Below are 21,646 nucleotides of genomic sequence, written 5' to 3' on the forward strand. Positions count from 1 at the left end.
GCGGAGATACAATCATGCCCGACCACACGACGAGACGCAGGCTGCTCCAGTCCGGCGCCGGCCTTTTGGCGCTGGGGATCGCCGGCCAGGGGAGAATACCAGTGGCACAAGCGAACGAGGCCGGCATCGCGGCGGCGAACGAAGCCATAGGCGAGGCGATGCGGGCTCACATGGCCGATGGCTACTTGCCCGGCGCGGTCTGGCTTCTCCACAGGAAGGGGCGGACGGAGACGGGCACCGCCGGGACTTTCGAGCTTGGGGGCGGCAAGCCCATGGCACGGGATACGATATTCCGCGTCGCCTCGATCACCAAGCCGGTGACGGCGGCGCTCGCCATGATGCTGGTGGAGGAAGGGCGGCTGGCGCTCGATGCCCCGGTCGACGATCTCCTGCCCGAACTGTCCGACCGGCGCGTGCTGACGAGCGTCGACGCTCCGCTGGACGACACGGTGCCGGCGGACCGCCCGGTCACGCTGCGCCATCTGCTGACGATGACCTTCGGCCTCGGCGCCATAATGGTGTTTCCCGAACAGTACCCGATACAGGCCGCCATGCGGGAGGCGGGCGTCGCGCCGGGCTGGGCGCTGCCCAAGATGTCGTCGGACGAATATATGGCAAAACTCGGCTCGATACCGCTGGCGGCGCAGCCGGGCGAGATGTTCCTCTACAACAACGGGCTGGACGTGGCCGGCATCCTCATCGAGCGGGCGACCGGCAAGCGGCTCGGCGATGTGATGCGGGAACGGCTGTTCGATCCGCTGGGAATGAAGGACACCGGCTTCTACGTGCCGTCCGAAAAGCGCGACAGGCTGCCGCCCCAATACGGCCCCGACTTCGCGGCCAATGACGGCGCGCCGAAAGTGTTCGGCCCCGACGAGGGCATCGATTTCTTGAGCCCGCCCCCGCTCGATTCTGGCGCCGGCGGCCTTGTCACGACGGTGGACAACTATCTTGCGTTCTGCCGGATGATGATGAACGGCGGAGAGCTCGGCGGCACCCGGTTCCTGAAGGCCGAGACCGTGGCCGAGATGAGCCGCGACCAGCTTACCCCGCAGCAGAAGACCGGCCCGCATGCCGAGCCCTTCATGGCGCAAGGCGGCGCTGGCTGGGGCCTTGGAATGTCGGTGGCCGTGGAGAGGATCGCGCCATGGCTCGTTCCCGGCCGGTTCGGCTGGGATGGCGGCTACGGCACCTCCGCCTATACGGACCCGGAGAACGGTCTCATCGGAATATTCTTCAGCCAGCGCATGATGACCTCGCCGCAACCGCCTGAAACTTTCGTCGATTTCTGGACTCATGCCTATGAGGCGATCGGCTGACGGCGGCTGAGCTTGAAAAAACCGGGTGGGGCGCTGTCGGATGGTGCCCCTTTTCCTCGTCCTCGGAAAAGCCCTGGGCCGGCCAGGAACTCCATTGAGACACCAGGAGAAACAAGATGCGCTTCATGATGCTGATGATACCCGCAGGCTACGAGACTGCGCAGCCGGGCACGATGCCTGATCCGGCAGCAGTCGAGGCCATGATGAAATTCAACGCCGATCTGCAGGAGGCCGGCATCCTGCGTGAACTCAACGGCCTTCACCCGCCTTCCATGGGTGCCCGCGTCAGCTTTGCCGACGGCAAACCCGTCGTCACCGACGGTCCCTTCGCGGAAACCAAGGAGGTTGTCGGCGGTTACTGGATTATCGAGGTCGGATCGCTGCAGGAGGCCGTGGAATGGGCCTGCCGCTGCCCCGGCTCGCCCAACGAGACCATCGAGATCCGCCGGATTCAGGAGATGGAGGATTTCCCGGAGGACGTGAAGAAGGCGGCAGCCGGTTTCGAGGAGATGCAGAAAAGGTCTCGAATGCAGTAACGGACGCAAGGAGCGCAGGCATGATGAAAACCTACCACGGCAGCTGCCATTGCGGCGGCGTGCACTTCAAGGCCGAACTGGATCTGAGCGCAGGGACGAGCCGCTGCAACTGCTCGATTTGCCGAAAGGGGCGTTTCTGGAAAGCGGTAATTCCCGCCGATGACTTCGAACTGCTCGAGGGAGCGGACGAGCTGACGGAGTACGCTTTCGCAAGCCATTCGATCCGCCATCTGTTCTGCCGGACCTGCGGCATCAAGCCGTTTGGGCGCGGCGAGGTGGAGCCGATCGGCCGGTTCGTGGCGGTGAATGTCGCCTGTCTCGACGATGCCAGTGACGAGGAGCTTGCCGCCGCGCCCGTGCAATACGAGGACGGCCGCAACAACCGCTGGGAAGCCGAACCCGCCGTCAGAAGCTTCCTGTAGCCTGCCTTCCGCCGGCCCACCGCGCCACGAGGCGGCTGATCGGCGGGCCCAGGAGGAGCACGAACAGGAAGCGGGCCATCTGCAAGGCCATGATGAAGGAGATGTTCACGTTCTGCGAGGCGGCGGCGATGATGGCGACGGAATCCATCCCGCCGGGGCTGGTGGCCAGATAGGCCGTGAGCGGGTCGATGCCCCATTCCCAGTGGAGGAACCACGCAAGCCCGCCGCAAAAGGCCATCAGCGCCAATATGGAAAGCACCACCTGGGGCAGCGCCTTGAAGGCGGTGGCCAGCAGGGCGCGGTCGAATTTGAGGCCGATGGTCCAGCCGACCGCCACATAGCTCGCCCCCACGAGCCAGGGCGGCAGATCGATAGGCACGCCGAACCCATTATGGGCGAGCGCAGCGGCAACGAACGCGCCAACGAAATACGGCGCGGGAAGCCGGACGAGACGGCCGGCCAGCGCGCCCAGAAGGCCGATCCCGAGCGTGATGCCGAGTGAAGCCGGATCGACCGGACCGAACCAGACGGTCTCAGGAACCTCGACGCCGGACGTGTCGACCCACAGCCGGGCGATCAGCGCGGCCGCCACCGTGACGAAGATGACACGCAGATACTGCATGAAGGCCACCAGCCGCGCATCCGCCCCGAAAGCGCCAGCCATCAGCACCATGGCGGTCGCGGCGCCCGGCGCCGAGCCCCAAACGGCCGTCGTTCCCGGGAGTATCTTCCAGCGGCTGACAAGCCAGCCGAGCAGGCTGCTCGCACTCACCGTCGCCAGCACCGTCAACAGGAGCACCGGCCAGATATCGGCGAAGGAGGCGAGCACCGCCGGCTCCAGCGCGCTGCCCACGACCAGGCCCACCATCGCCTGCGCCGAGGCGAAGACCAGCGTCGGCACCCGCACGGTAGCGCCGAGCGCGCCGACGAGGACCGCCGACAGCATGGGCCCGATCAGCAATGCGGCCGGCAGCGCCACCGCCAGCATGGCCGCCGTCAGCAGCGTCGTGATCGCCGCCAGGCAGAGCCATTGAAAGGACAGGGATCGGGCGGTGAGCGGTCCTATGGCGATCGGTTCGATCGGTTCCGTCATACCTGCCGCCATCCCTCCGCTTGAATCACTATGCGATCTTTACAGCCTAACCGTCTGCTTCCAAAGAATTCCTAGCCGTTCTTCGCCTTGTGGTCGGGTTCCACGTGAATGGTGACCTGCGCCCCGGCGACGGCAGCTTCCAACGCGTCCTCGATCCGGTCGCAAATGTGATGCGACCGCTCCACCGTCATGTCGGCTGGGACGACGAGATGGAATTCGATGAAGCGCGCCCGTCCCGCTTCGCGGGTCTTGAGGTCGTGGAATTCGAGCGCGCCGTCGCAGTTCTCGCGAATGGTGCGCTCTATCTCGGCGAGGTCGCCGGACTCGACGGAGACGTCCATCAGCCCCTGCACCGAGGCGCTGACCATGTGCCAGCCGTGCCAGAGGATGTTGAACGCAACGACCACGGCCATCAGCGGGTCGAGCCACAGCCAGCCGGTGGCGAGCGCCAGCAGCAGGCCGGCAATGACGCCGATAGAGGTCACCACGTCGGTCCACAGATGCCGACCGTCGGCGACCAGCGCCGGCGACCGCGCCGCGCGCCCGGCCCGCACGAGAACGAATGCCCATGCGCCGTTGCCCACGGCCGCAAGCGCATTGATGGCAAGGCCGATGCCCGGCTCGCGCAGCGGCTGCGGAAAGGCAAACGCCATCACCGCTTCCTGAAGGATGAGCAGCGCCGCCACGGCGATCATCGCGCCTTCCAGAACCGCCGACAGATATTCGGCCTTGTGATGACCGAACGGGTGGTTGGCATCGGCGGGAATGTGCGAAACGCGGATCGCGTACCAGGCCACGCCCGCCGCCACCACGTTTACGATGGATTCCATCGCGTCGGAGAACAGCGCGACCGACCCGGTGATCCACCAGGCGGCGAATTTGAGGAGCAGGATTCCGGCGCCGATGATGATGGACCAGAACGACAGCCGGCGAACCCTTGCGCTGGAAGCCATGAGCGTGAAGTTCTCCGTCACTTCCGGTCCGGGACCGGCAGTCAAGGCCTGCGCGTCAGGCCGCCTTGACCTTCGCCTTCTTCGGCAGATGCGCCACGACGTTTTCGATCATGCGCATGCCGGCATTCTGGCCCAGCGTCATGATCGATTCAGGATGGAATTGCACCGCCGCCACCGGCTCGCTTTCATGCTCGATGCCCATCACCACGCCGTCCTCCGTCTCCGCCGTCACCACGAAAGCAGCCGGAAGGCGCGAGGGATCGGCGAAGATCGAGTGATAGCGGCCGACCGTAACCTCACTGGGCAGGCCCGAGAAGACCAGGCTGTTGCCGCCCACGCGGATGCGCGAGGGCTTGCCGTGCATGGGCTCGCGCAGATGCCGCAGTTCCCCGCCATAGGCCTGCACCAGCGCCTGCAGGCCGAGGCACACGCCGAAGATCGGCAGGCTGCGCGCCCGCGCCTTGCCGATGGTGGCGGCGCAGTCGAAGTCCTCCGGATTGCCCGGCCCCGGCGACAGCACCACGAGGTCCGGATCGACCCGGTCGAAGACCGCTTCGGCGACGGGCGTGCGCACCGTCGTCACCGTCGCCCCCGTCTGCCGGAAGTAATTGGCCAGCGTGTGCACGAAGGAATCCTCGTGGTCGACGAGCAGGATGCGCACACCCTCGCCCACCTTCGCCGCCTCGCATGTTTCGTCCGCCATGTTCGATTTTCCCGCGTCGCGAATAGCCGCAATCATCGCCGATGCCTTCAGTTCCGTCTCGGCTTCCTCTTCCTCCGGGTCCGAATCGTAGAGCAGCGTGGCGCCGGCGCGCACTTCCGCGATGCCGTCCTTGATGCGGATGGTGCGCAGTGTGAGACCCGTGTTCATGTCGCCGTTGAAATGCACCATGCCGACCGCCCCGCCATACCAGGCGCGCGGGCTCTTTTCGTTTTCCTCGATGAAGCGCATGGCCCACAGCTTGGGCGCGCCGGTGACCGTGACGGCCCAGGCGTGTGACAGGAAGGCGTCGAAGGCGTCCATGCCCTCGCGCAGCCGGCCCTCGATATGATCGACCGTGTGGATGAGGCGCGAATACATCTCGATCTGGCGCCGGCCGATGACGCGCACCGAGCCCGGCTCGCAGACCCGGCTCTTGTCGTTGCGGTCGACGTCCGAGCACATGGTCAGCTCGGACTCGTCCTTCTTTGAATTGAGCAGCTTCAATATCTGCTCCGAATCCGAGATCGCATCGTCGCCGCGCTTGATCGTGCCGGAAATGGGGCAGGTCTCCACGCGCCGGCCCGAGACGCGCACGAACATTTCGGGCGAGGCGCCGACGAGGTATTCCCGCTCGCCGAGATTGATGAAGAAGGAATAGGGGGACGGGTTGATCTTCTTCAGTTTGCGCGAGATCGCCGAGGGCGCGTTCTGGCAGCGCTCCAGGAACATCTGGCCCGGCACCACCTCGAAAAGGTCGCCGCGCAGGAAGCTCTCCTTGGCCTTTTCCACCAGCCTTGCATATTCGCCCGGCTCATGGTCGGCGCGCGGCGGCACGCGATCGGCCGCCTTGTAAGGCTCTTCCCCCCCGCCGCGCGGCAGGCCCGCCGTATCGAACCCCTCCCCGCCATAGTCGTAGCGGTCGTGCCATGCCCTTGCCGCATGGTGGTCGACCACAAGGATCTCGTCCGGCAAATAGAGCACGAGGTCGCGCTGGCTTTGCGGCCGCGCCAGCTTCAGCGTGACGGGATCGAACTGAAAGGCGAGATCATAGCCGAACGCGCCGTAAAGGCCGAGATTGCCGTCCTGTTCCGTATGGAAAAGCGCGGTCACCGCCCTCAGGACGGTGAAGACGGAAGGAACGCGGGAGCGCTCCTCCTCCGAGAAAATCTCCGCCGGCTCCGCCACGGCGAGCTCGATCCTGACAGGGGAGCGCGCAGTGACCGAGACGTCCGCAAGCGCATCGACCACGGGAGCGATGGCGCCAACCAGCACCTTGCCGCGCTCGTTGAGCGCCTCAATCTTTACGGCGCGGCCACGCGCGGAGATGACCAGCGGCGGATCGACGATCGCCGTATCCCACCGCGTATAGCGACCGGGATACTCGTAATTGGACGAGAACACCGCTCCCCTGCGCGAATCCAGCGCATCGATATAGGTGTCGATCGCGCCCTCATAGGCGGTGTCGCTGCGCCGCCTGGTGATGGCGATGCCGCCCGCGGTGGTAAATCGCTCGCCGCCGTCTTCCAGAACTTCCAGAACCATTCTCTGCTCCCGTTTCCCGGCCGCCGGGAGGCCCGCAAACGAAAATGGCCGCCCGGTTTTCACCTGCGGCCAATCCATCAGTCACGCACAAATGTGGCGCCGGCCGCTATGAGCGGGCCCACCACCACAGGTTTGCGTTCGCGACAATCATCATCGCGGATTCAATAACGGGCAATCGGCAAGGCGGCAAGTCCTTTCGGCGCCTATGCGTCAAGGCCGCCGACCGCCCGGTCCCGCGCGGCGGACATGCGCCAACGCCGCAGAACGTGCATCACCAGCCAGGAAAATGCCGCCCATGCGGCCCCCAGCGCCCAGCCGGCGGCAACGTCGCTCGGCCAGTGGACGCCGAGATAGACGCGGCTGAGACCGACGATCAGCGCCACGAACACGGCCACGGCAAGCACATAGGCGCGCACCCGGCGATCCTCGAAGAACTGGATGACGAGGGAGGCCAGCGTGAGATAGGCGACCATCGTCACCAGTGCGTGGCCGCTGGGAAAGCTGGCGGTATGCACCGCGTCGAGATGGTCGACCAGATCCGGGCGCGGCCGGTCGAAATATCCCTTGAGCGTCTGCGACAGGAGCGCGCCCGATCCGACCGACAGCACGGCATAGAGCGCCGGCCCATAGCGCCGGGTCACGAGGAACAATCCGACCACGGCCGCGAGCGTGAGGATGATCAGCGAATATCCGCCGATGGCGGTGATCTCCAGCGCCATCTCCTGCACCCAGGGCGGCCCCAGGGGCTGGGCGGGATTGCCGGGCTCGCGCATCATGAGGAACAGCATCTGGTCGATCTGCCGCACCTCGCCTTCCGCCATTTCGTCGGCGATCGCCACGAAAGCGTAGACGCCCAGCGCAAAACCGGCCAACAGCGCCACCGGCAATGCCTGCTCGCGGCCCATCCTGGCGCCCCTGACCAGCCCCGTCAGCATGCGGGCTGTGAACGATCTATCCTGCACAGGGAACTCCTTCTTGCGAACGGTCATCAGAACTAGTGTCGATCGGGAAAATCTCTCCTACATTAGGATATCACCAAGGACCGTGGAGCCCTCATGACCTGGTCATTCAGCCTCGGCAGCATCGCCGGCACCGTTATCCGCATACATGTGACCTTTTTCCTGCTTCTGGTATGGATATGGTTCATGCACTACCAGATCGGCGGCACGGCGGCGGCCTGGGAAGGCGTCGCATTCGTCATTGCCATCTTCGCGTGCGTGGTGCTGCATGAATTCGGCCATGCATTCGCCGCAAGGCGCTTCGGCATCAAGACGCCGGACATCACACTGCTGCCCATCGGCGGCCTGGCCCGGCTCGAGCGCATGCCCGAAGAGCCCGGCCAGGAATTCATCATCGCCATTGCCGGTCCGCTCGTGAATGTCGTCATTGCGGGGCTGATCTTCGTGGCGCTCGGCGGCACGGCGGGCATCGAGCAGATGATGCAGGTGGAAAACCCGCGCACCGATTTCCTTGTGCGGCTGGCTGGCGTCAATGTCTTCCTGGTGCTCTTCAACATGATCCCCGCATTCCCGATGGATGGCGGGCGCGTGCTGCGCGCCGCGCTCGCCACCCGCATGAGCTGGCCGCGCGCCACCCAGATCGCCGCCAATATCGGCCAGGGGCTGGCGTTCCTGTTCGGTTTCCTGGGGTTGCTCTACAACCCGCTGCTGATCTTCATCGCCATCTTCGTCTACTTGGCCGCAGCGGCGGAAGCCCAGAACGCGCAGATACGCGACATCTCCAACAGCGTGCTGACAGGCGACGTGATGGTGACTGAATTCGCCGCGCTCGACCGCACGGCTACCATAGGCGATGCCATAGAGCGACTGCTGGCCACGACCCAGAACGAATTCCCCATCATCGACGCCGACGGCCGGATCGAAGGTTTGCTGACCCGCAACGACATGATCCTGGCGCTCAAGGAAAAAGGGCCCGACAGTCCCGTGGTCGCGGTCATGCAGACGGAACTGCCAACCATCCACCGGCGCCAGAGCCTGACGGAGGGCTTCAGGCTGATGCAATCGACGAGCGCGCCGGCGGTCGCCGTCCTCGACAGCCAGGGGCGGCTCGTCGGCCTGCTGACCCATGAAACGATCGGCGAGATGATGATGGTGCGCTCGGCCATGCCGGAAGGCTTCCGCCTGAGCCGGTTCCGCCGGCCCGCGCAATGAGACGCTGCGCCGGCGCGGCAACTTGACAACACGTCCGCCGCGCACCACGTTGATGGGATGAGCATGCGCATACGAACCGTTCTTCTCAATTTCAGGGTGTGTCCCATCGCCGGACACTGACCCCCGGTTCGGTGCCGCGCCTCCGAGCCGAGGGGGCGTGCAGCCGCGAAGCTTGGACATCCCGGGCTGAACGACAGCAATTTACAGGCGCTTCCCATCAACCCCCAACTGGCGGACGGCACGCGGTCGCGGTGCCGCGTGGAAAAGCAATGACAAGCAGGACCGGGCGCAAGCCCCCGATAACCATCTCGCAGACGGATCACGACAGGCTGCTCGGCCTGGCCGACGCGCTCGAGGACCGCGACCCGACGCTGGCCGAAACGATGGTCGCCGAGCTTGAGCGCGCGCGCGTCGTCGAGGATTCCGCCCTGCCCAAGACGGTCGTGCGCATGGGCACGACGCTCACCTATACCGCCGATGGCGGCGAGGAGACGACGGTGACGCTGGTCTATCCCGGCGAAGCCGACATCGAGGCCGGACGCATCTCCGTCACCACGCCCTTCGGCACCGCCCTCATCGGCCTTTCGGTCGGCCAGTCCATCGACTGGGAGGCCCGCAACGGCAAGGTGCACCGGCTGACGGTGACCGAAATCCGCCAACCGGTGCCGGACAAGGGGGCCTGAACCTGCCAGGCCGTTCTCCCGAGCGGCCCTTGGGCCGGCCCGTCTCCAGCCGATAGCTTGTCCCGATAGCGCAAATGCCATGGCTCCAACCTGGTTAGCGGAGCGCCACGGGGCGCTCGCGTGCGTAGGGCGCGAGCGGGCTTAGCGGCATCCAGCGCGGGAATTGACGGCGGAGATCGGCGGGACCGTGCAGCGCGATGCGTCCTTCGCCGATCGCCTCCGTAAGCGGCATGTCGCCGTACCACACCCATGTGATGGTACGGCTGTCGGTCTCGACGAAAAGGTCGACCTCGTAACCCGGATCCTTGATGCAGAAATCGATTTCCGGGCGCTGCGACACGATCCAGCGGTCCCGCTTTGCGGCGGGCAGGTCCAGAAAGGAGAACTGGACGACGGTGCGCCCGGGCGGCAGGCTTTCCCGGTCGATATGCCGATGCATGTCCCACATGATGAGGTCCGGGTCCGCGCGCTCCCGGCTCAGCGTCGCGGGCAGCCAGCGCTTGCCCCAAATGGCAAGGTCCATCAGGAACGGCGCCAGCTCGCCACCGGCTTTGGTGAGTGCGTATTCGCTGTGCCCGTCGACGACATGCCGCTCCACAATCCCGTGCTCGGTGAGCGTCTTCAGCCGCCGCGACAGGAGCGCCGGCGACATGCGCGGCACGCCCCGATGGATGTCGTTGAAGCGGCGCGAGCCCAGCATAACCTCGCGCAAGACGAGCAGCGTCCATCGCTCGCCGACGATCTCCGAGGCAAGCGCCAGCGGGCAGTACTGTCCGTAGCCCTGCATCCGGGCATTCTAACCCGGGCCAGCGCCAATTTCACTACAGAACTTGAAGTTGCCTGCACCGCCCCTCCTGCGCGATCCTTCACGGTGCTGCGGCCTCCACGGGCGCAGCAACGCAGGGAACGTGAAAGGAGGCCCTCATGAACGACGCTCACACACTCGACTACAAGGACATCACAGCGCGCCAGAAGGCCACCTGGTCGACCGGCGACTTTCACGTCGTATCGCGCGGCATCGTCGGCATTAGCGAGGCGCTTTGCGAGACGGTGGACCCGCGCCCCCGCGAACGCGTGCTCGACATCGCCTGCGGCAGCGGCAACACCGCGCTTGCAGCCTCAAGGCGCTATTGCGAAGTGACCGGCATCGACTACGTGCCGGCGCTCATCGAACGCGCCAGAACGCGCGCGGAAGCCGAGGGCGCCAAGATCGATTTCCAGGTGGCGGACGCGCAGGACCTGCCGTTCCCCGATGGGCACTTCGATGTCGTGGTCTCCGTCTTCGGCGTCATGTTCGCGCCGGATCAGGAGAAGGCAGCAAGCGAGCTCCTGCGCGTGACCAGGCCCGGCGGAAGGATCGGGCTTGCCAACTGGATGCCGGAAAGCTTCAGCAAGGATTTCTTCGGGGCTCATGCCAAGCACAACCCGCCTCCGCCCGGCGCCGCCTCGCCGTTGCGCTGGGGAAGCGACGAAGGGCTCGAGGCGCTGTTGGGAGCCGGCGCGGACGAAATCCGCGGAACGCGGAAAACGCACCGCGCCTATATGCGCTCAATCGACCATGCGCTGGAGATCTTCAGCACCTATTTCGGGCCGACGCGAAGGGCGCTCGATGCCATCGGGCCGGAGAAGGGCAAGGAACTGCTCGGCGACCTTCGCGAAGTCTTCGAGAGATACGACGTCTCCGATGACGATACGCTCGTTCTGGAAATGCCCTACCTGGAGGTGACCGCGAGGAAGCGTTGACCGTCGAGGAAGGCCGCGGGCAGCCTATGTCTGCCGCCGCGCCCACGCCTTCATGGCGGTGGGAAGCCAACTGGAGAAGCCGGGTCGAATCGCCTCGAACCGGCGGGCGAAATCCGGGTGGGCGCCGTAGATGTCGGCGAGAGTGGCGTAGGCGTCGGCAGGGCAGGCCTTGCCCCACATGGCTGCCACCCAATCCCGGTGCCTGCCGATCAGCGGATCGAGGCTGCGCGCCTGGGGTGGCGTGTTCGCCTGCATTGCATCGGCCAGCGCGGTCTCGATCTCCTCGAGCTCCTCCATATGCCTGCCGGCCGTGCCGGGGTCCGTCGCTTCGAAGCGGCTTCTGCTCGCCGCGATCGGCAGGCGCGCGTCTTCGCCGAAGCGATCCACGAGCCACGCCTCGTATTCGGCCTGCTTCTCCTGCGGCACAAAGCCGCTGTAAAGATCCTTGTGTTTCACGATGCCGTCTCCTTCGAGTTCGCCGATCGTGCGGTCGATCGTCCTGACAAGTTGGCGACAGCGCTCCCCTTCCGCTTCGAGGCGCTCGCGCTGCGTTCTGAGCGTTGCGAGGTAGTCGAAGTGAGGATCGTCGAGGATGGCGCCGATCTCGTTCAGCGTCATCCCGAGCTCACGATGCAGCAGGATCTGCTGCAGGCGCAGCAGCTCCGGCTCGCGATAATAGCGGTAGCGGTTGTCGCCGACATGCGCGGGCTTCAGAAGGCCGATCTCGTCATAATAGTGGAGGGTGCGCACCGAAATCCCGGCAAGCGCGGCAACCTCACTGACGGTATAGACCTTCATCGCTCACGTCTCCGCAGGACGACACCACTACTCCCTCACGCGGCGTCAGGGTCAAGTGTCGCTCCGGAGATTGCAGCCGGCCGCCGGCGATAGGTCCCTATCGGATCATCCGGAAGCCGCCGGGCAGCCTAGAACAGCCCCTCGATATAGCCGGCCTCGTTGAGGAAGATCTTCTCCGCCGAGGGGGCTTTCGGCAGGCCGGGCATGGTCATGATCTCGCCGCAGATCGCCACGACGAAGCCCGCACCGGCCGAAAGCCGCACCTCGCGCACCGGCACCACGTGATCGGTCGGCGCGCCGCGCAGATTTGGATCGGTCGAGAAGGAGTACTGGGTCTTGGCCATGCAGACGGGCAGATGGCCGTATCCCTGCTGCTCCCACTGATGGAGCTGCGCGCGCACCGATTTGTCGGCGATGGCCTCCGAGCCGCGATAGATGCGCCGCACGATGGTGTCGATCTTCTCGAACAGGGGCATGTCGTCGCCGTAGAGCGGAGCGAATTGCGACGCGCCGCCTTCGGCCAGCGCCACCACCTTGCGGGCCAGTTCCTCGGCGCCGGCGGAGCCTTCGGCCCAATGGCGGCATAGGACGGCCTCCTCGCCCTGCGCTGCCACATAGGCTTTGACGGCTTCGATCTCGGCCGCGGTGTCGGAATGGAAATGGTTGATGGCGACCACCGCCGGCACGCCGAACTGCTTCACGTTCTCGATGTGGCGGCCGAGATTGGCGCAGCCCTTCTTGACCGCCTCGACATTCTCGGTGCCCAGATCCTCCTTCTTGACGCCGCCGTTCATTTTCAGAGCCCGGACGGTGGCGACGATGACCGCGGCGGCCGGCTTCAGCCCCGCCTTGCGGCACTTGATGTCGAAGAATTTTTCGGCACCCAGGTCGGCGCCGAAACCGGCCTCGGTCACCACGTAGTCCGCCAGCTTCAATGCCGTTGTCGTGGCCATGACCGAATTGCAGCCATGGGCGATATTGGCGAACGGGCCGCCATGCACGAAGGCCGGATTGTTCTCCAGCGTCTGTACCAGATTGGGCTGGAGCGCGTCTTTCAGGAGAACCGCCATCGCGCCGTCGGCCTTGAGGTCGCGGGCATAGACCGGGCTCTTGTCGCGGCGATAGCCGATGATGATTTCGCCCAGCCGCTTTTCGAGATCCTCAAGATCCGTCGCCAGGCACAGGATCGCCATCACCTCGGAGGCGACTGTGATGTCGAAACCGCCCTGGCGCGGAAAGCCGTTGGCGACGCCGCCCAGCGAGCAGACGATCTCGCGCAGGGCGCGGTCGTTCATGTCCATCACCCGCCGCCACGTGACGCGGCGCGTGTCGATGTCGAGAGCGTTGCCCCAGTAGATGTGGTTGTCGATCAGCGCGGAGAGCAGATTGTGGGCAGAGGTGATGGCATGGAAATCGCCGGTGAAATGAAGGTTGATGTCCTCCATCGGCACCACCTGCGCATAACCGCCACCCGCCGCGCCGCCCTTCATGCCGAAGCAGGGGCCAAGCGAGGCTTCGCGGATGCAGATCGCAGTCTTCTTGCCTATCCGGTTGAGCCCGTCGCCGAGGCCGACCGTCGTTGTCGTCTTGCCCTCGCCGGCCGGCGTCGGGTTGATGGCGGTGACGAGAATGAGCTTGCCGTTCTCCCGTCCCTTCACCGACGCGATGAACTGCGCGGAGACCTTGGCCTTGTCATGGCCGAAAGGCAAAAGATGCTCGTCGGGAATGCCGAGCTTCTCGCCGACCTCCCGGACCGGCTTCTTGCTTGCCGCCCGCGCAATCTCGATATCGGATTTGACTTCAGCCATCGTTGTTCTTCCTCCTCGTGCCGGGCTTCACCCCGGATTCTCGACCGGGATTAAACCCCTCGCGCCCGTCAGACCGCAGTTCCGAAAAAGGCATGGGCTGCGGCGATTGCGACAGCAAGCACCTAACGCGACGGCCAGGCCCAGGGCGGGCGGGGATGTTCTTCCAGAACGACCGTCTCGCCCAGTTCCTTGGCAAGGGTGAATGCCACGGCGCCTTCCTTTTCCGCGAGAGCATCGGCCAGGACGGCGGAGTGGGTGATGACGATCACCTGGGAACGTTCTGCCGCCTGCCCGATCAGCCGGCCGAGCGGCCTGATCAAGTCCGGATGGAGGCTCGTTTCCGGCTCATTCAGGACGAGAAGAGAAGACGGCCTCGGCGACAGGAGCGCGGCGACCAGGAGCAGGTAACGCAAGGTTCCGTCCGAGAACTCCGCCGCCCGCAGCGGACGCAGCAGACCGGGCTGCCGCATGAGCACTTCAAACGGCCCCTTGTCGATGGAGACTTCGATGCGGCTGCCGGGGAAAGCGTCATCGATCGCTGTTTCCAACTCGTCGCGCGCGCCGATCTCCATGATCGTGCGCAGCGCCGCCGCCAGATCTGAACCGTCCGACGCCAGGACCGGCGTCCGCGTGCCGATCTGCGGCAGGCGCGAAGCGGCTTCGGGATCGGTCCGGAAATGATCGTAGAACCGCCACGCCCGCATGCGCTCGCGCAGATAGAGCAGTTCAGGCGCGGCGCGCGGGTCGGCCGCATGGGTCATCATGCTGTCGTAGGAGGCAAGGTCCGTCAGGACGCTTCTGCGCGCGCCGACCTCGTCCCGGACGGAGACGTGGCCCCTTGTGCGCTCGGCGAACGCGTTGCTGCGCCCCAGGCTCTCACCGACCCAGACCGCTTCGGCCTTGATCGCGGGGTCCCTCGCGAAGGCGCTGCCCATATCGTCCGCGAGAAGCCCGAGATCGATCGCGTAGCCGTAGTCTTCGTCGGCAAAACCGAGCTTCAGGCTCACCGGGTTCTTCCGCACCGTACCCTGAACCGGCTGCTCGCCGCGTTTCATGGCGGCCGAAAACTGCTCCGGCCCGGCCCACAGCGTGGAGTCCAGCCCGCCCTCCCTGGCGAGCGCGCCGACCACACCGCCCTGGGCGGTCTCGGCCAGAAGCCGGATTGCCCTGTAGAGGCTCGACTTGCCGCTTCCATTGGCGCCGGAGACCACGTTGAGCCTTCCGAGCGGCAGGACGAGTTCGCGCAAGGAGCGGTAGCCGGAAACGGCCAGGGTAAGAATCATCTCGATCTCCCGCGCCCCCGCGTCAAGCGCACTCCTACCCTAAACGATCGCCAGAAAAAGCCTCAGCGGTCCAGTACTTGTCGAAGCTCCACAAGATTGGAGCGCACCCGCAGGATGTAGAAGCCCATGGTGGCGAGGTGCGTCGGCATGATCCAGCCCGCCTCGCGGCCGTTGGAAATGATGAAGGGCGTGATGTTGAGGGCGGCGCGAAGCTGGCTCTCGGTGGTATCCCACAGCGAGCCCAGCGAGCGCTGGTTTACAACGTCCTCGAAATCGGCCCGCGCGGCGTGCAAAAGACCGTAATAGCCGTAGAGCTGGCCATAGGCGAACCAGAAACGGTCGTCGGCGCGTGTGTCGAACCAGCCGCTATTGTAGTTTTCCGACCGCTCGCGCAGGATCGCGGATGTGGAGCCGATATCGTTGGCGATGCGGTCCAGGAACTGGATGAGATTGTCGGCGCGGGCGTCGAAGACGGCTTCGCAGCTCTCGAGCCGGTCGTTGAAGCGGCGCAGGCTTTCGATGGCCGTGCGGTAGAAGCCGGGCGTGGGGATCTTCGGGCCGAACGGGTCGAGGCCGAAATACCACGCGTTTTCCGAAAACTGGATACTTTCGCGCGCCTTCTGCAGGTCGCTATCGATCTGCGACGTCCCGCGCACGCGCCCGAGCGCGTCGACCAGCTCCACCGCCGTGCGGCGCACCGTCTGGTTCACCCCGCGCTGAAAGGAGGCCTTGTTGTCGAAGAACGGCGTGTCGTCCCAATCGATGAAGAAGAAGCCCGTCTTGTAGAGAAGCATGGAGGATATCCATGCGTTCTGGTTGACGTTGAAATCCGTCAGATCGGCCGCCACCTCGGCAATGGCCGAGCGCCCGCAGGTGCGGGCCTCGCCGCCTTCGGTGGCCATGACCTGCTCGCCGGCCGAAACCGCGCGGCTTTCCAAATCGTAGGCCTGCACATAGTCGGGGTTGAAATTCGTCCACACCTGGGTCTGCCAGAAGAAATAGGCGTAGAGCCCGACGAAAAGCAGAACCACCGAGCCCACGGCCAACTGCAGCACCCAGCCGCGCCGGCGATACCACCGGGCGGCCGCCATGAACGGCCAGGCGAGCCAGGCAACGACATAGCCGATGCCGCGGCCGATCCACAGGAAGACGCGGGCGAAGAAATTCACGATCGGCTCAAGCACGGCACCACCCCTCAATCCAGCCCGAAAAGAAGCCGGCGCAGCGCCCGCTTGTCCTTGAGATAGGTGGTCTTGAGCGTCTCCACAACATGGGCGCGCCACGGCTCGGGATAGGTTTCGTAATCACGGTAAAAACCCTGCTTGTTGAAGACGTAGCGCATGAGGAAATCGAAGGGCGCGTAGTCCGAGAGGAGCCGGTTCACCAGCCATGCGTCCGCATGCGCGGGGTTGGCCCGCACCACCATCAGCCGCTGCGCCGGCGAAAGCTCGGCCATTTTCAACTGGCCGAGCTGTCGGATTTCGCGCAGCGCCGCATTGAAGAAGGGATAACGGCCATCGCGGTTCACCCGATCCGCGTGCCGGTGCATCCAGGTTTGCAGCCAGACCTGGTCGGCCTTAGAAAAGTCCCGCTCGGGCTCGGTTCGCCGGATGAGATCGGCAAGCGCCAGCGTGGCGCGGTGCTCGAGGAAGCCGGAGCGCTCGACCCAGGAAGCGCGGGGCAGCTCGATGCGGCCCGTCTCGGCCAGGAACCGGTAGATGCGCTCCTTGTCGTCCAGCGACAGATAGCTGACCTGCCAGGGGCGCGAGCGGCGGAAGCCGGGCGCGTTGCGGTCGGCGATCACGGTCGTCGTATCGCGGTCGGCAAACACGTAGACCCCGCCGAAATGGCTGGTCCAGTAAGCATCGTGCCGGAAGATCACCTGATCGGGTACCAGCGCATTGTCGCGGATGTCGCCGGTCTCCTTCGCCAGTTCCACCATGCGCTTCAAGAGCCCATCGTCGCGCCACGCGTCGGGCTCCTGCTTCAGCCGGTCGGACAGACGGCCGAGTTCGGCGGCCTTGCCCAAAAGATCCTCCGCCGAAAGAACCTTGAACTCGACCTGCCCGATCGACAGCAGATCCTCGATATCCTCGACCCGGGCGACATGCTCTTCGATCTCGCCATAGATCACGTCCCTGATGGTGATCGCGTTGATCGACCGCGCATTCTTGCTCATGAACTCGTAGATGAGCTCGGATGTATTGGAAAAGGCCGTGTGCACCACCGGCAGGTCGATCTGCGAAGGCGTGAGGATGATGAAGCGGCGGTTGACCTGATTGGGGTCGAGATAATGCTCGTCGCCCAGTTCCTCGGCGATTTGCGGCGAAAAGCCGGTGCGGTCGATGTCGAAGGATCGAAGCTTGGTCGGCGCGAGGCCGAAGGCGCCGAGCGCCTTGTTGTATCGCGCGACCAGATGCGGCTCCTCGACGGTGAGGAGGCGGCCATAGATGAGCTCGTTTTCGTAGAGGCGGTTCATGCCGCCCGCCCCTCACCCTTACCCAGCAAGCGGGGAGAGGAGGACATAAATGCGGGCACGCTCAGTACATGGCGCAGGCGCAAAAAAATCGGATCGTCAAAGTGGGTGCCCCCCTCTCCCCGCTTGCGGGGAGAGGGTAAGGGTGAGGGGCGAGCGCCCACTTCCAAGACAAACGCCATCAATATTCGGGCTCTCCAGCAACGGAACTGGCGGGGATAAAACGCATGTCCGGCGCATTCACTGCAGCGACCAACCGTTCGTCGAGCGCAGCAAGAATCGTCTCTGTCACCGAATCACGTTCCTTCAGGACATCGCCATTCCAGAATCGCAAAATCGACCATCCTTGACTAACCATGAACACGTCCCGTGTCCTGTCATGAGCGCTTTCGACATGCTGGCTGCCATCGACTTCCACCACTAATCGCCGCTCCCGGCAGGCAAAATCGGCAAAATAGGGACCGATGGGCAATTGCCGCACGAACTTATAGCCATTGAGACGGCGGTTACGTAGCTCCGTCCACAACGCTGCTTCTGCACCATTGTCCGCCTGCCGGAGTCCGCGTGCTTTGTCGGTTCTGCGTGAGTTTGCATCACGCATCGCGCCCGCCCCTCACCCTTACCCTCTCCCCGCAAGCGGGGAGAGGGGGTCGCAAATGCTTGCGACGACCTCGTTCAACGCCGAAAGGGGCGCAGCAAGATATGGGCGCTTATGTCTTCGTCTCCCCGTAAACGGGGAGAAGGGCAATACATCAGCCATCCCATGCTCCCCTCGCCTTCATCGCCTTGATCTCCCGCACCGCCCTTTCCCTGAGCCGCTGGTCGCGCACCAGATTGTTCACCGCCGTCTCGTCGGCGCGGTCGGCGTAGCGGAATTCCGAATCCGCATAGCGGTTGATCTCCTGCATCACCATCGCCATGGTGAAGGGCCGGCGCAGCTCGGCGATCATGGACTTCTTCTCATCGTAGGATTTGCGCATGAAGAGATCGGGCGTTTCGAACCATTCGTCGGGCAGCTCGATGTCCATGACGCGCATCTTGATGGCGTCGGTGATGTTGCGGATCGCGCGGCCGGTGAAGCGGGGCTCGGCCTGCTTGATCATGTGCAGATAGGCGCCGATATCGGCCAGGGTCCTGGGCTCTCCGACATCGTTCAGGAAGCGCTCATAGACGCGCTGCAGCCCCTCCTCCTGCGGCTTCGAATGCGCTTCATAGGCCGTTTCCACCGCCCGTTTTATCTCTTGCGTGGCGTAGAGGTCGTGATCGCCCAGCGGAATGTTGTGGTTCTTGCCGGCGAGCAGCACGAAGATGTCGATGTAGTCTTCCAGCGTCTGCGGGCCGTCGACCAGCCACCGGGCGCCGGCTCGCTGGCGCAGCGCATCGTCGACATTCTCGGGATGGTTGGAGAACATGCCGAAGGTGCAATTGCCGCGCACCACGGTGGTGGCACCGGCGAAGCTTTCCATCAGCACGCCGGAGACTTCCTGCTGGCCGGCCGAGGCTCTGTCGTTAGAGCGCTTGGCGGCCACCTGGTCGATGTCGTCGATCGTGCCGAAACCGATGGCGCGCGGGCTGAGCACGTTTTCCACGAACTGCTTGCAGTTCTGGCCGGACTTGCCCTGGTAGGACGAGATCTGATCGACGCCGAAATTCTCGTAGTGGAACGGCACGCCCGCCACCTGGCAGTAATCGTTGAGGAGCCCGGCCGTCATCTGGATGAGGATGGTCTTGCCGGTGCCCGGCGCGCCGTCGCCGATGAAGGTGAAGAGAAAGCCGCCCAACTCCACGAAGGGGTTGAGCTGGCGTTCGAAATCATAGGCCATCAGCATCTTGGCGAGCTTCATGGCCTGATATTTGGCGATGTGGTTGCCGATGATCTCGTTCGGCTTCTTGAAGCTCATCGCCAGCGGCTTGCGTTTTTTCCCGGGCGCCACGTCGAAGCCGTCCAGCGTGAAATCGTCGGCCTCGAGGCGCATATGCGCGTCCTCGAAGGCGCCGAGGCCCGAAAAGCGGCTCTTGCGCTGAAGAAGCCCTTCGATGGCCACCCGGGCCAGCGCCTTGGCGCGCGCGGTCATCGCCTGTTCGTCCGGCGCGCCGGCAATCGCCGCGTCGAGCCCGGCAACCAGCGATTTCAGCGCGTCCTGCGGCGTGTCGAACAGGAAATCGGGCTCCTGGCGATCGTTGACGGGCTCGGCGTCCGTCTCCAGCATCTGCGTGAGATAGGCGGCGAAGGCGAAGGCCGCGACATAGGCCGAGGCCGACAGCAGCGTCTTGTAAGTTTGCGCGGCGTCGCCTTCCAGCGGCGCGCGCGCATTCCTGGCCTGCAGCGATTCCAGTTCGCTCGCGCGGGCGAAATTGTCGGCGACCGCCAGCGCCACCGCAAGGCCGCGCCGCGCGCGGTAGAGCAGCGTGTGCTGGGCGATGGACAGCATCGGATCGTCGGCCCGCACCGCCGCGATGGTGCGGGCAAGCTCGATCTCTCGCGTCCTGCGGACGGAGCCTGTGGAGACGGTCGAGACGAAGCGGCGGCCGGTGCCGGCAAGCGCCGTCTTGGACCGCCCGCCATCGTCTTCCATCACGACGACGCGCGTCACCAGCGATTGCGCGGTGGCGCGGTGCTTTTCAACGTCCTTCTCGTCGATCAGCGTCAGGCCGGTATCCATGGGGCGCCTCCGTGCTTAGGGTCAGGACCGATTAATATGGCCACAATGGTCGGCCTGATTTGTGCGGATACGCGGAGTAGGACCGTAGGTAGACTTTACGTCTTTCAAAGTCTTGCGACAAAGTAGCCCGTGCAAATCAGGCCGATCCGAAGGACGTTCGATAGACCGGCGAGCTGCCGCGTCAAAGCCCTTGACCGGGGGGAAGACCCCGCTCTGCGGGCTTTTCCTTGCATCTCTTGGTCTATCGAACGCCATTGTGGTCATATTAATAGGTCCTGACCCTAAACATCCGTAATCACCCCGCCGGCCGAAACGACATGGACCTTGTAGCCGTCGAATATCCTGCCCGCTTCGCCGCTGGCGTAGAGCGCCTGGTAGGCTTCGTGCGGCACCAGCGCGTGCTTTTCATAGGCGCTGACACCCATGCGGGCAGCTTCCAGATCGTCGGTCTCCAGATGGAACTCCTCGCGCGGCGGCTGACTGGACCAGAGCCCCTTCCTGCCCGGCTGCTCGGCCTTCGAATAGACCTCCTGCACGGTCCAGGTCAAAAGCCAGGCATTGTCCTGCCGGCGCACCTTCGCCAGCACCTCGGAGACGGTCGAATTGTGCGCGGTGATGCCGGCCGTATAGAACGGCCCAAGCACGACGCGGCGCAGCTGCTTTGGGTGCAGCGTGTCGAAATCGCGGTCGAGATTGGTGGCGATGGTGGCGGGCGAGAGCGAATAGGAGGAGTTCCTTTCCGCGAAATCGTCGAAACGGTGGGCAAGGTCCGGATTGAGCAGGCCGCCAACCGGCAGCGGGATCTCGACATCCTCGTTGAGCCGGCCCTCGCCGGTGACCAGCGAGGCCGTCATGTTTTCCGACGAATCCTCGACCGCGGCCATATAGACCAGCGGCAGATTGGCCGCCCCGTCGAACGCGCCCCAGTGGACGATGTAGTAGGGTCTTTTCGTTCTTGGATTTACCGAAACGCGCACGGTTTCCGGCAGGACGAGCGGCGAGAACACGCGGCCTTCGCGCACATCCTCGAGATAGAGCCGCTCGGCCATGGCGCGCTGCAATTCGCCCGGAAAGGCGCGGTGGCGCAGGATGAAGTCCACCATCTCCTCGCGCAGCGTCTGGGGCTCGGCGATCGATGCCAGACGCTTGTCAGCCTCACGCCGGTCGTTCTCCAGTTCGAGCACGTTTTGAAACAGCGGATAGCCGCTTTCGGCACGCTGGATGCGGAAGCTTTCGAGAAAACCCAGCCGGTTCTTCCACGCCCGGAAGGAATGTTCCAGCCGCGCGATATAGGGCATGACGGTTTCGGCCACGAGGTCGTTACGCCGATAGGGCGAGGCCCGGCTGTCGGCGAGATAGGCGCCAAGACCGTCGAGCGCCGCGGCAATGGCATCAAAATAGCGGTTGGCAGCTTCGTTGGTGCTCATGGAGCTATTCCCATGCCCCCGTGCGT

General features: G+C 64.7%; 19 protein-coding genes. 6 read left to right on the forward strand and 13 right to left on the reverse strand.

Translation table 11 applies throughout. From position 1 onward, the window contains the following. Positions 1-14 precede the first annotated feature (14 nt). The 3 genes from NTH_RS04165 to NTH_RS04175 all read left to right on the forward strand — a co-directional run bounded on the left by NTH_RS04165 (position 15) and on the right by NTH_RS04175 (position 2,277). A complete protein-coding gene (locus NTH_RS04165) occupies positions 15-1,319 on the forward strand; it encodes a serine hydrolase domain-containing protein (RefSeq protein ID WP_338528828.1) in 1,305 nt (434 codons plus the stop codon). Positions 1,320-1,435: 116 nt separating this feature from the next. After that, the gene (locus NTH_RS04170) at positions 1,436-1,855 is read left to right on the forward strand and encodes a YciI family protein (RefSeq protein ID WP_338528829.1); all 420 of its coding nucleotides are present in this window, start codon (positions 1,436-1,438) and stop codon (positions 1,853-1,855) included. Between the two features lie 20 nt (positions 1,856-1,875). After that, positions 1,876-2,277 (forward strand): GFA family protein, encoded by a 402-nt coding sequence (locus tag NTH_RS04175; RefSeq protein ID WP_338528830.1) that lies wholly within the window; start codon positions 1,876-1,878, stop codon positions 2,275-2,277. Here the strand turns inward: NTH_RS04175 and NTH_RS04180 are convergent. The 4 genes from NTH_RS04180 to NTH_RS04195 form a co-directional block, all read right to left on the reverse strand. Next, the gene (locus NTH_RS04180) at positions 2,261-3,370 is read right to left on the reverse strand and encodes an AbrB family transcriptional regulator (RefSeq protein WP_338528831.1); all 1,110 of its coding nucleotides are present in this window, start codon (positions 3,368-3,370) and stop codon (positions 2,261-2,263) included. The genes NTH_RS04175 and NTH_RS04180 overlap by 17 nt on opposite strands. 71 nt (positions 3,371-3,441) lie before the next feature. Further along, positions 3,442-4,323 carry a cation diffusion facilitator family transporter gene (locus tag NTH_RS04185; protein ID WP_338531801.1) on the reverse strand — a complete coding sequence of 294 codons (882 nt, stop codon included), beginning with the start codon at positions 4,321-4,323 and terminating at the stop codon, positions 3,442-3,444. A 55-nt stretch (positions 4,324-4,378) separates the two neighbouring features. Next, on the reverse strand, positions 4,379-6,568 hold the full coding sequence (locus NTH_RS04190; protein ID WP_338528832.1) for an anthranilate synthase: 2,190 nt from the start codon (positions 6,566-6,568) through the stop codon (positions 4,379-4,381). 203 nt (positions 6,569-6,771) lie between these two features. After that, complete coding sequence (locus tag NTH_RS04195) at positions 6,772-7,530, reverse strand: phosphatase PAP2 family protein (RefSeq protein WP_338528833.1); 759 nt, start codon at positions 7,528-7,530, stop codon at positions 6,772-6,774. 93 nt (positions 7,531-7,623) lie between these two features. Between NTH_RS04195 and NTH_RS04200 the strand changes: the two genes are divergently transcribed. Together NTH_RS04200 and rnk are read left to right on the forward strand one after the other, a co-directional pair. Beyond that, positions 7,624-8,739: a site-2 protease family protein gene (locus tag NTH_RS04200; RefSeq protein WP_338528834.1), complete on the forward strand. Its 1,116-nt coding sequence runs from the start codon at positions 7,624-7,626 to the stop codon at positions 8,737-8,739. A gap of 269 nt (positions 8,740-9,008) precedes the next feature. Beyond that, positions 9,009-9,422, forward strand: coding sequence for a nucleoside diphosphate kinase regulator (gene rnk / locus NTH_RS04205; RefSeq protein WP_338528835.1), 414 nt, complete (start codon positions 9,009-9,011; stop codon positions 9,420-9,422). Positions 9,423-9,516: 94 nt separating this feature from the next. On the opposite strand, the gene NTH_RS04210 is transcribed toward rnk, so the two are convergent. Then, on the reverse strand, positions 9,517-10,209 hold the full coding sequence (locus tag NTH_RS04210) for a winged helix-turn-helix transcriptional regulator (protein WP_338528836.1): 693 nt from the start codon (positions 10,207-10,209) through the stop codon (positions 9,517-9,519). A 137-nt stretch (positions 10,210-10,346) separates the two neighbouring features. Between NTH_RS04210 and NTH_RS04215 the strand changes: the two genes are divergently transcribed. Next, positions 10,347-11,165 carry a class I SAM-dependent methyltransferase gene (locus tag NTH_RS04215; protein ID WP_338528837.1) on the forward strand — a complete coding sequence of 273 codons (819 nt, stop codon included), beginning with the start codon at positions 10,347-10,349 and terminating at the stop codon, positions 11,163-11,165. A 24-nt stretch (positions 11,166-11,189) separates the two neighbouring features. Here NTH_RS04215 and NTH_RS04220 read toward each other — a convergent pair whose 3' ends face one another. The 8 genes from NTH_RS04220 to NTH_RS04255 form a co-directional block, all read right to left on the reverse strand. Continuing rightward, on the reverse strand, positions 11,190-11,963 hold the full coding sequence (locus NTH_RS04220; RefSeq protein ID WP_338528838.1) for a MerR family transcriptional regulator: 774 nt from the start codon (positions 11,961-11,963) through the stop codon (positions 11,190-11,192). 128 nt (positions 11,964-12,091) lie between these two features. After that, on the reverse strand, positions 12,092-13,771 hold the full coding sequence (locus NTH_RS04225) for a formate--tetrahydrofolate ligase (protein WP_338528839.1): 1,680 nt from the start codon (positions 13,769-13,771) through the stop codon (positions 12,092-12,094). A gap of 122 nt (positions 13,772-13,893) precedes the next feature. Further along, positions 13,894-15,054, reverse strand: a complete 1,161-nt coding sequence (locus tag NTH_RS04230; protein WP_338528840.1) for an AAA family ATPase — start codon at positions 15,052-15,054, stop codon at positions 13,894-13,896. Positions 15,055-15,116: 62 nt separating this feature from the next. Next, positions 15,117-16,238, reverse strand: coding sequence for a DUF2333 family protein (locus NTH_RS04235; RefSeq protein WP_338528841.1), 1,122 nt, complete (start codon positions 16,236-16,238; stop codon positions 15,117-15,119). A gap of 11 nt (positions 16,239-16,249) precedes the next feature. Continuing rightward, the gene (locus tag NTH_RS04240) at positions 16,250-17,533 is read right to left on the reverse strand and encodes a DUF6638 family protein (RefSeq protein ID WP_338528842.1); all 1,284 of its coding nucleotides are present in this window, start codon (positions 17,531-17,533) and stop codon (positions 16,250-16,252) included. 178 nt (positions 17,534-17,711) lie between these two features. Continuing rightward, positions 17,712-18,131 (reverse strand): endonuclease domain-containing protein, encoded by a 420-nt coding sequence (locus NTH_RS04245; RefSeq protein WP_338528843.1) that lies wholly within the window; start codon positions 18,129-18,131, stop codon positions 17,712-17,714. A 151-nt stretch (positions 18,132-18,282) separates the two neighbouring features. Continuing rightward, positions 18,283-20,193, reverse strand: coding sequence for an AAA family ATPase (locus NTH_RS04250; protein WP_338528844.1), 1,911 nt, complete (start codon positions 20,191-20,193; stop codon positions 18,283-18,285). Positions 20,194-20,474: 281 nt separating this feature from the next. Then, positions 20,475-21,620, reverse strand: coding sequence for a hypothetical protein (locus NTH_RS04255; protein ID WP_338528845.1), 1,146 nt, complete (start codon positions 21,618-21,620; stop codon positions 20,475-20,477). Positions 21,621-21,646: the final 26 nt, after the last annotated feature.

Source organism: Nitratireductor thuwali (assembly GCF_036621415.1).
Taxonomy (GTDB): domain Bacteria; phylum Pseudomonadota; class Alphaproteobacteria; order Rhizobiales; family Rhizobiaceae; genus Chelativorans; species Chelativorans thuwali.

What these genes read in the sequence shown, in the direction of transcription:
- NTH_RS04190 (WP_338528832.1), bottom strand. Translation starts at nt 6,568, where the DNA reads ATGGTTCTGGAAGTTCTGGAAGACGGCGGCGAGCGATTTACCACCGCG.
- NTH_RS04240 (WP_338528842.1), bottom strand. Translation starts at nt 17,533, where the DNA reads ATGAACCGCCTCTACGAAAACGAGCTCATCTATGGCCGCCTCCTCACC.
- NTH_RS04180 (WP_338528831.1), bottom strand. Translation starts at nt 3,370, where the DNA reads ATGACGGAACCGATCGAACCGATCGCCATAGGACCGCTCACCGCCCGA.
- NTH_RS04165 (WP_338528828.1), top strand. Translation starts at nt 15, where the DNA reads ATGCCCGACCACACGACGAGACGCAGGCTGCTCCAGTCCGGCGCCGGC.
- NTH_RS04170 (WP_338528829.1), top strand. Translation starts at nt 1,436, where the DNA reads ATGCGCTTCATGATGCTGATGATACCCGCAGGCTACGAGACTGCGCAG.
- rnk (WP_338528835.1), top strand. Translation starts at nt 9,009, where the DNA reads ATGACAAGCAGGACCGGGCGCAAGCCCCCGATAACCATCTCGCAGACG.
- NTH_RS04225 (WP_338528839.1), bottom strand. Translation starts at nt 13,771, where the DNA reads ATGGCTGAAGTCAAATCCGATATCGAGATTGCGCGGGCGGCAAGCAAG.
- NTH_RS04250 (WP_338528844.1), bottom strand. Translation starts at nt 20,193, where the DNA reads ATGGATACCGGCCTGACGCTGATCGACGAGAAGGACGTTGAAAAGCAC.
- NTH_RS04200 (WP_338528834.1), top strand. Translation starts at nt 7,624, where the DNA reads ATGACCTGGTCATTCAGCCTCGGCAGCATCGCCGGCACCGTTATCCGC.
- NTH_RS04175 (WP_338528830.1), top strand. Translation starts at nt 1,876, where the DNA reads ATGATGAAAACCTACCACGGCAGCTGCCATTGCGGCGGCGTGCACTTC.
- NTH_RS04230 (WP_338528840.1), bottom strand. Translation starts at nt 15,054, where the DNA reads ATGATTCTTACCCTGGCCGTTTCCGGCTACCGCTCCTTGCGCGAACTC.
- NTH_RS04245 (WP_338528843.1), bottom strand. Translation starts at nt 18,131, where the DNA reads ATGCGTGATGCAAACTCACGCAGAACCGACAAAGCACGCGGACTCCGG.
- NTH_RS04215 (WP_338528837.1), top strand. Translation starts at nt 10,347, where the DNA reads ATGAACGACGCTCACACACTCGACTACAAGGACATCACAGCGCGCCAG.
- NTH_RS04185 (WP_338531801.1), bottom strand. Translation starts at nt 4,323, where the DNA reads ATGGCTTCCAGCGCAAGGGTTCGCCGGCTGTCGTTCTGGTCCATCATC.
- NTH_RS04220 (WP_338528838.1), bottom strand. Translation starts at nt 11,963, where the DNA reads ATGAAGGTCTATACCGTCAGTGAGGTTGCCGCGCTTGCCGGGATTTCG.
- NTH_RS04210 (WP_338528836.1), bottom strand. Translation starts at nt 10,209, where the DNA reads ATGCAGGGCTACGGACAGTACTGCCCGCTGGCGCTTGCCTCGGAGATC.
- NTH_RS04255 (WP_338528845.1), bottom strand. Translation starts at nt 21,620, where the DNA reads ATGAGCACCAACGAAGCTGCCAACCGCTATTTTGATGCCATTGCCGCG.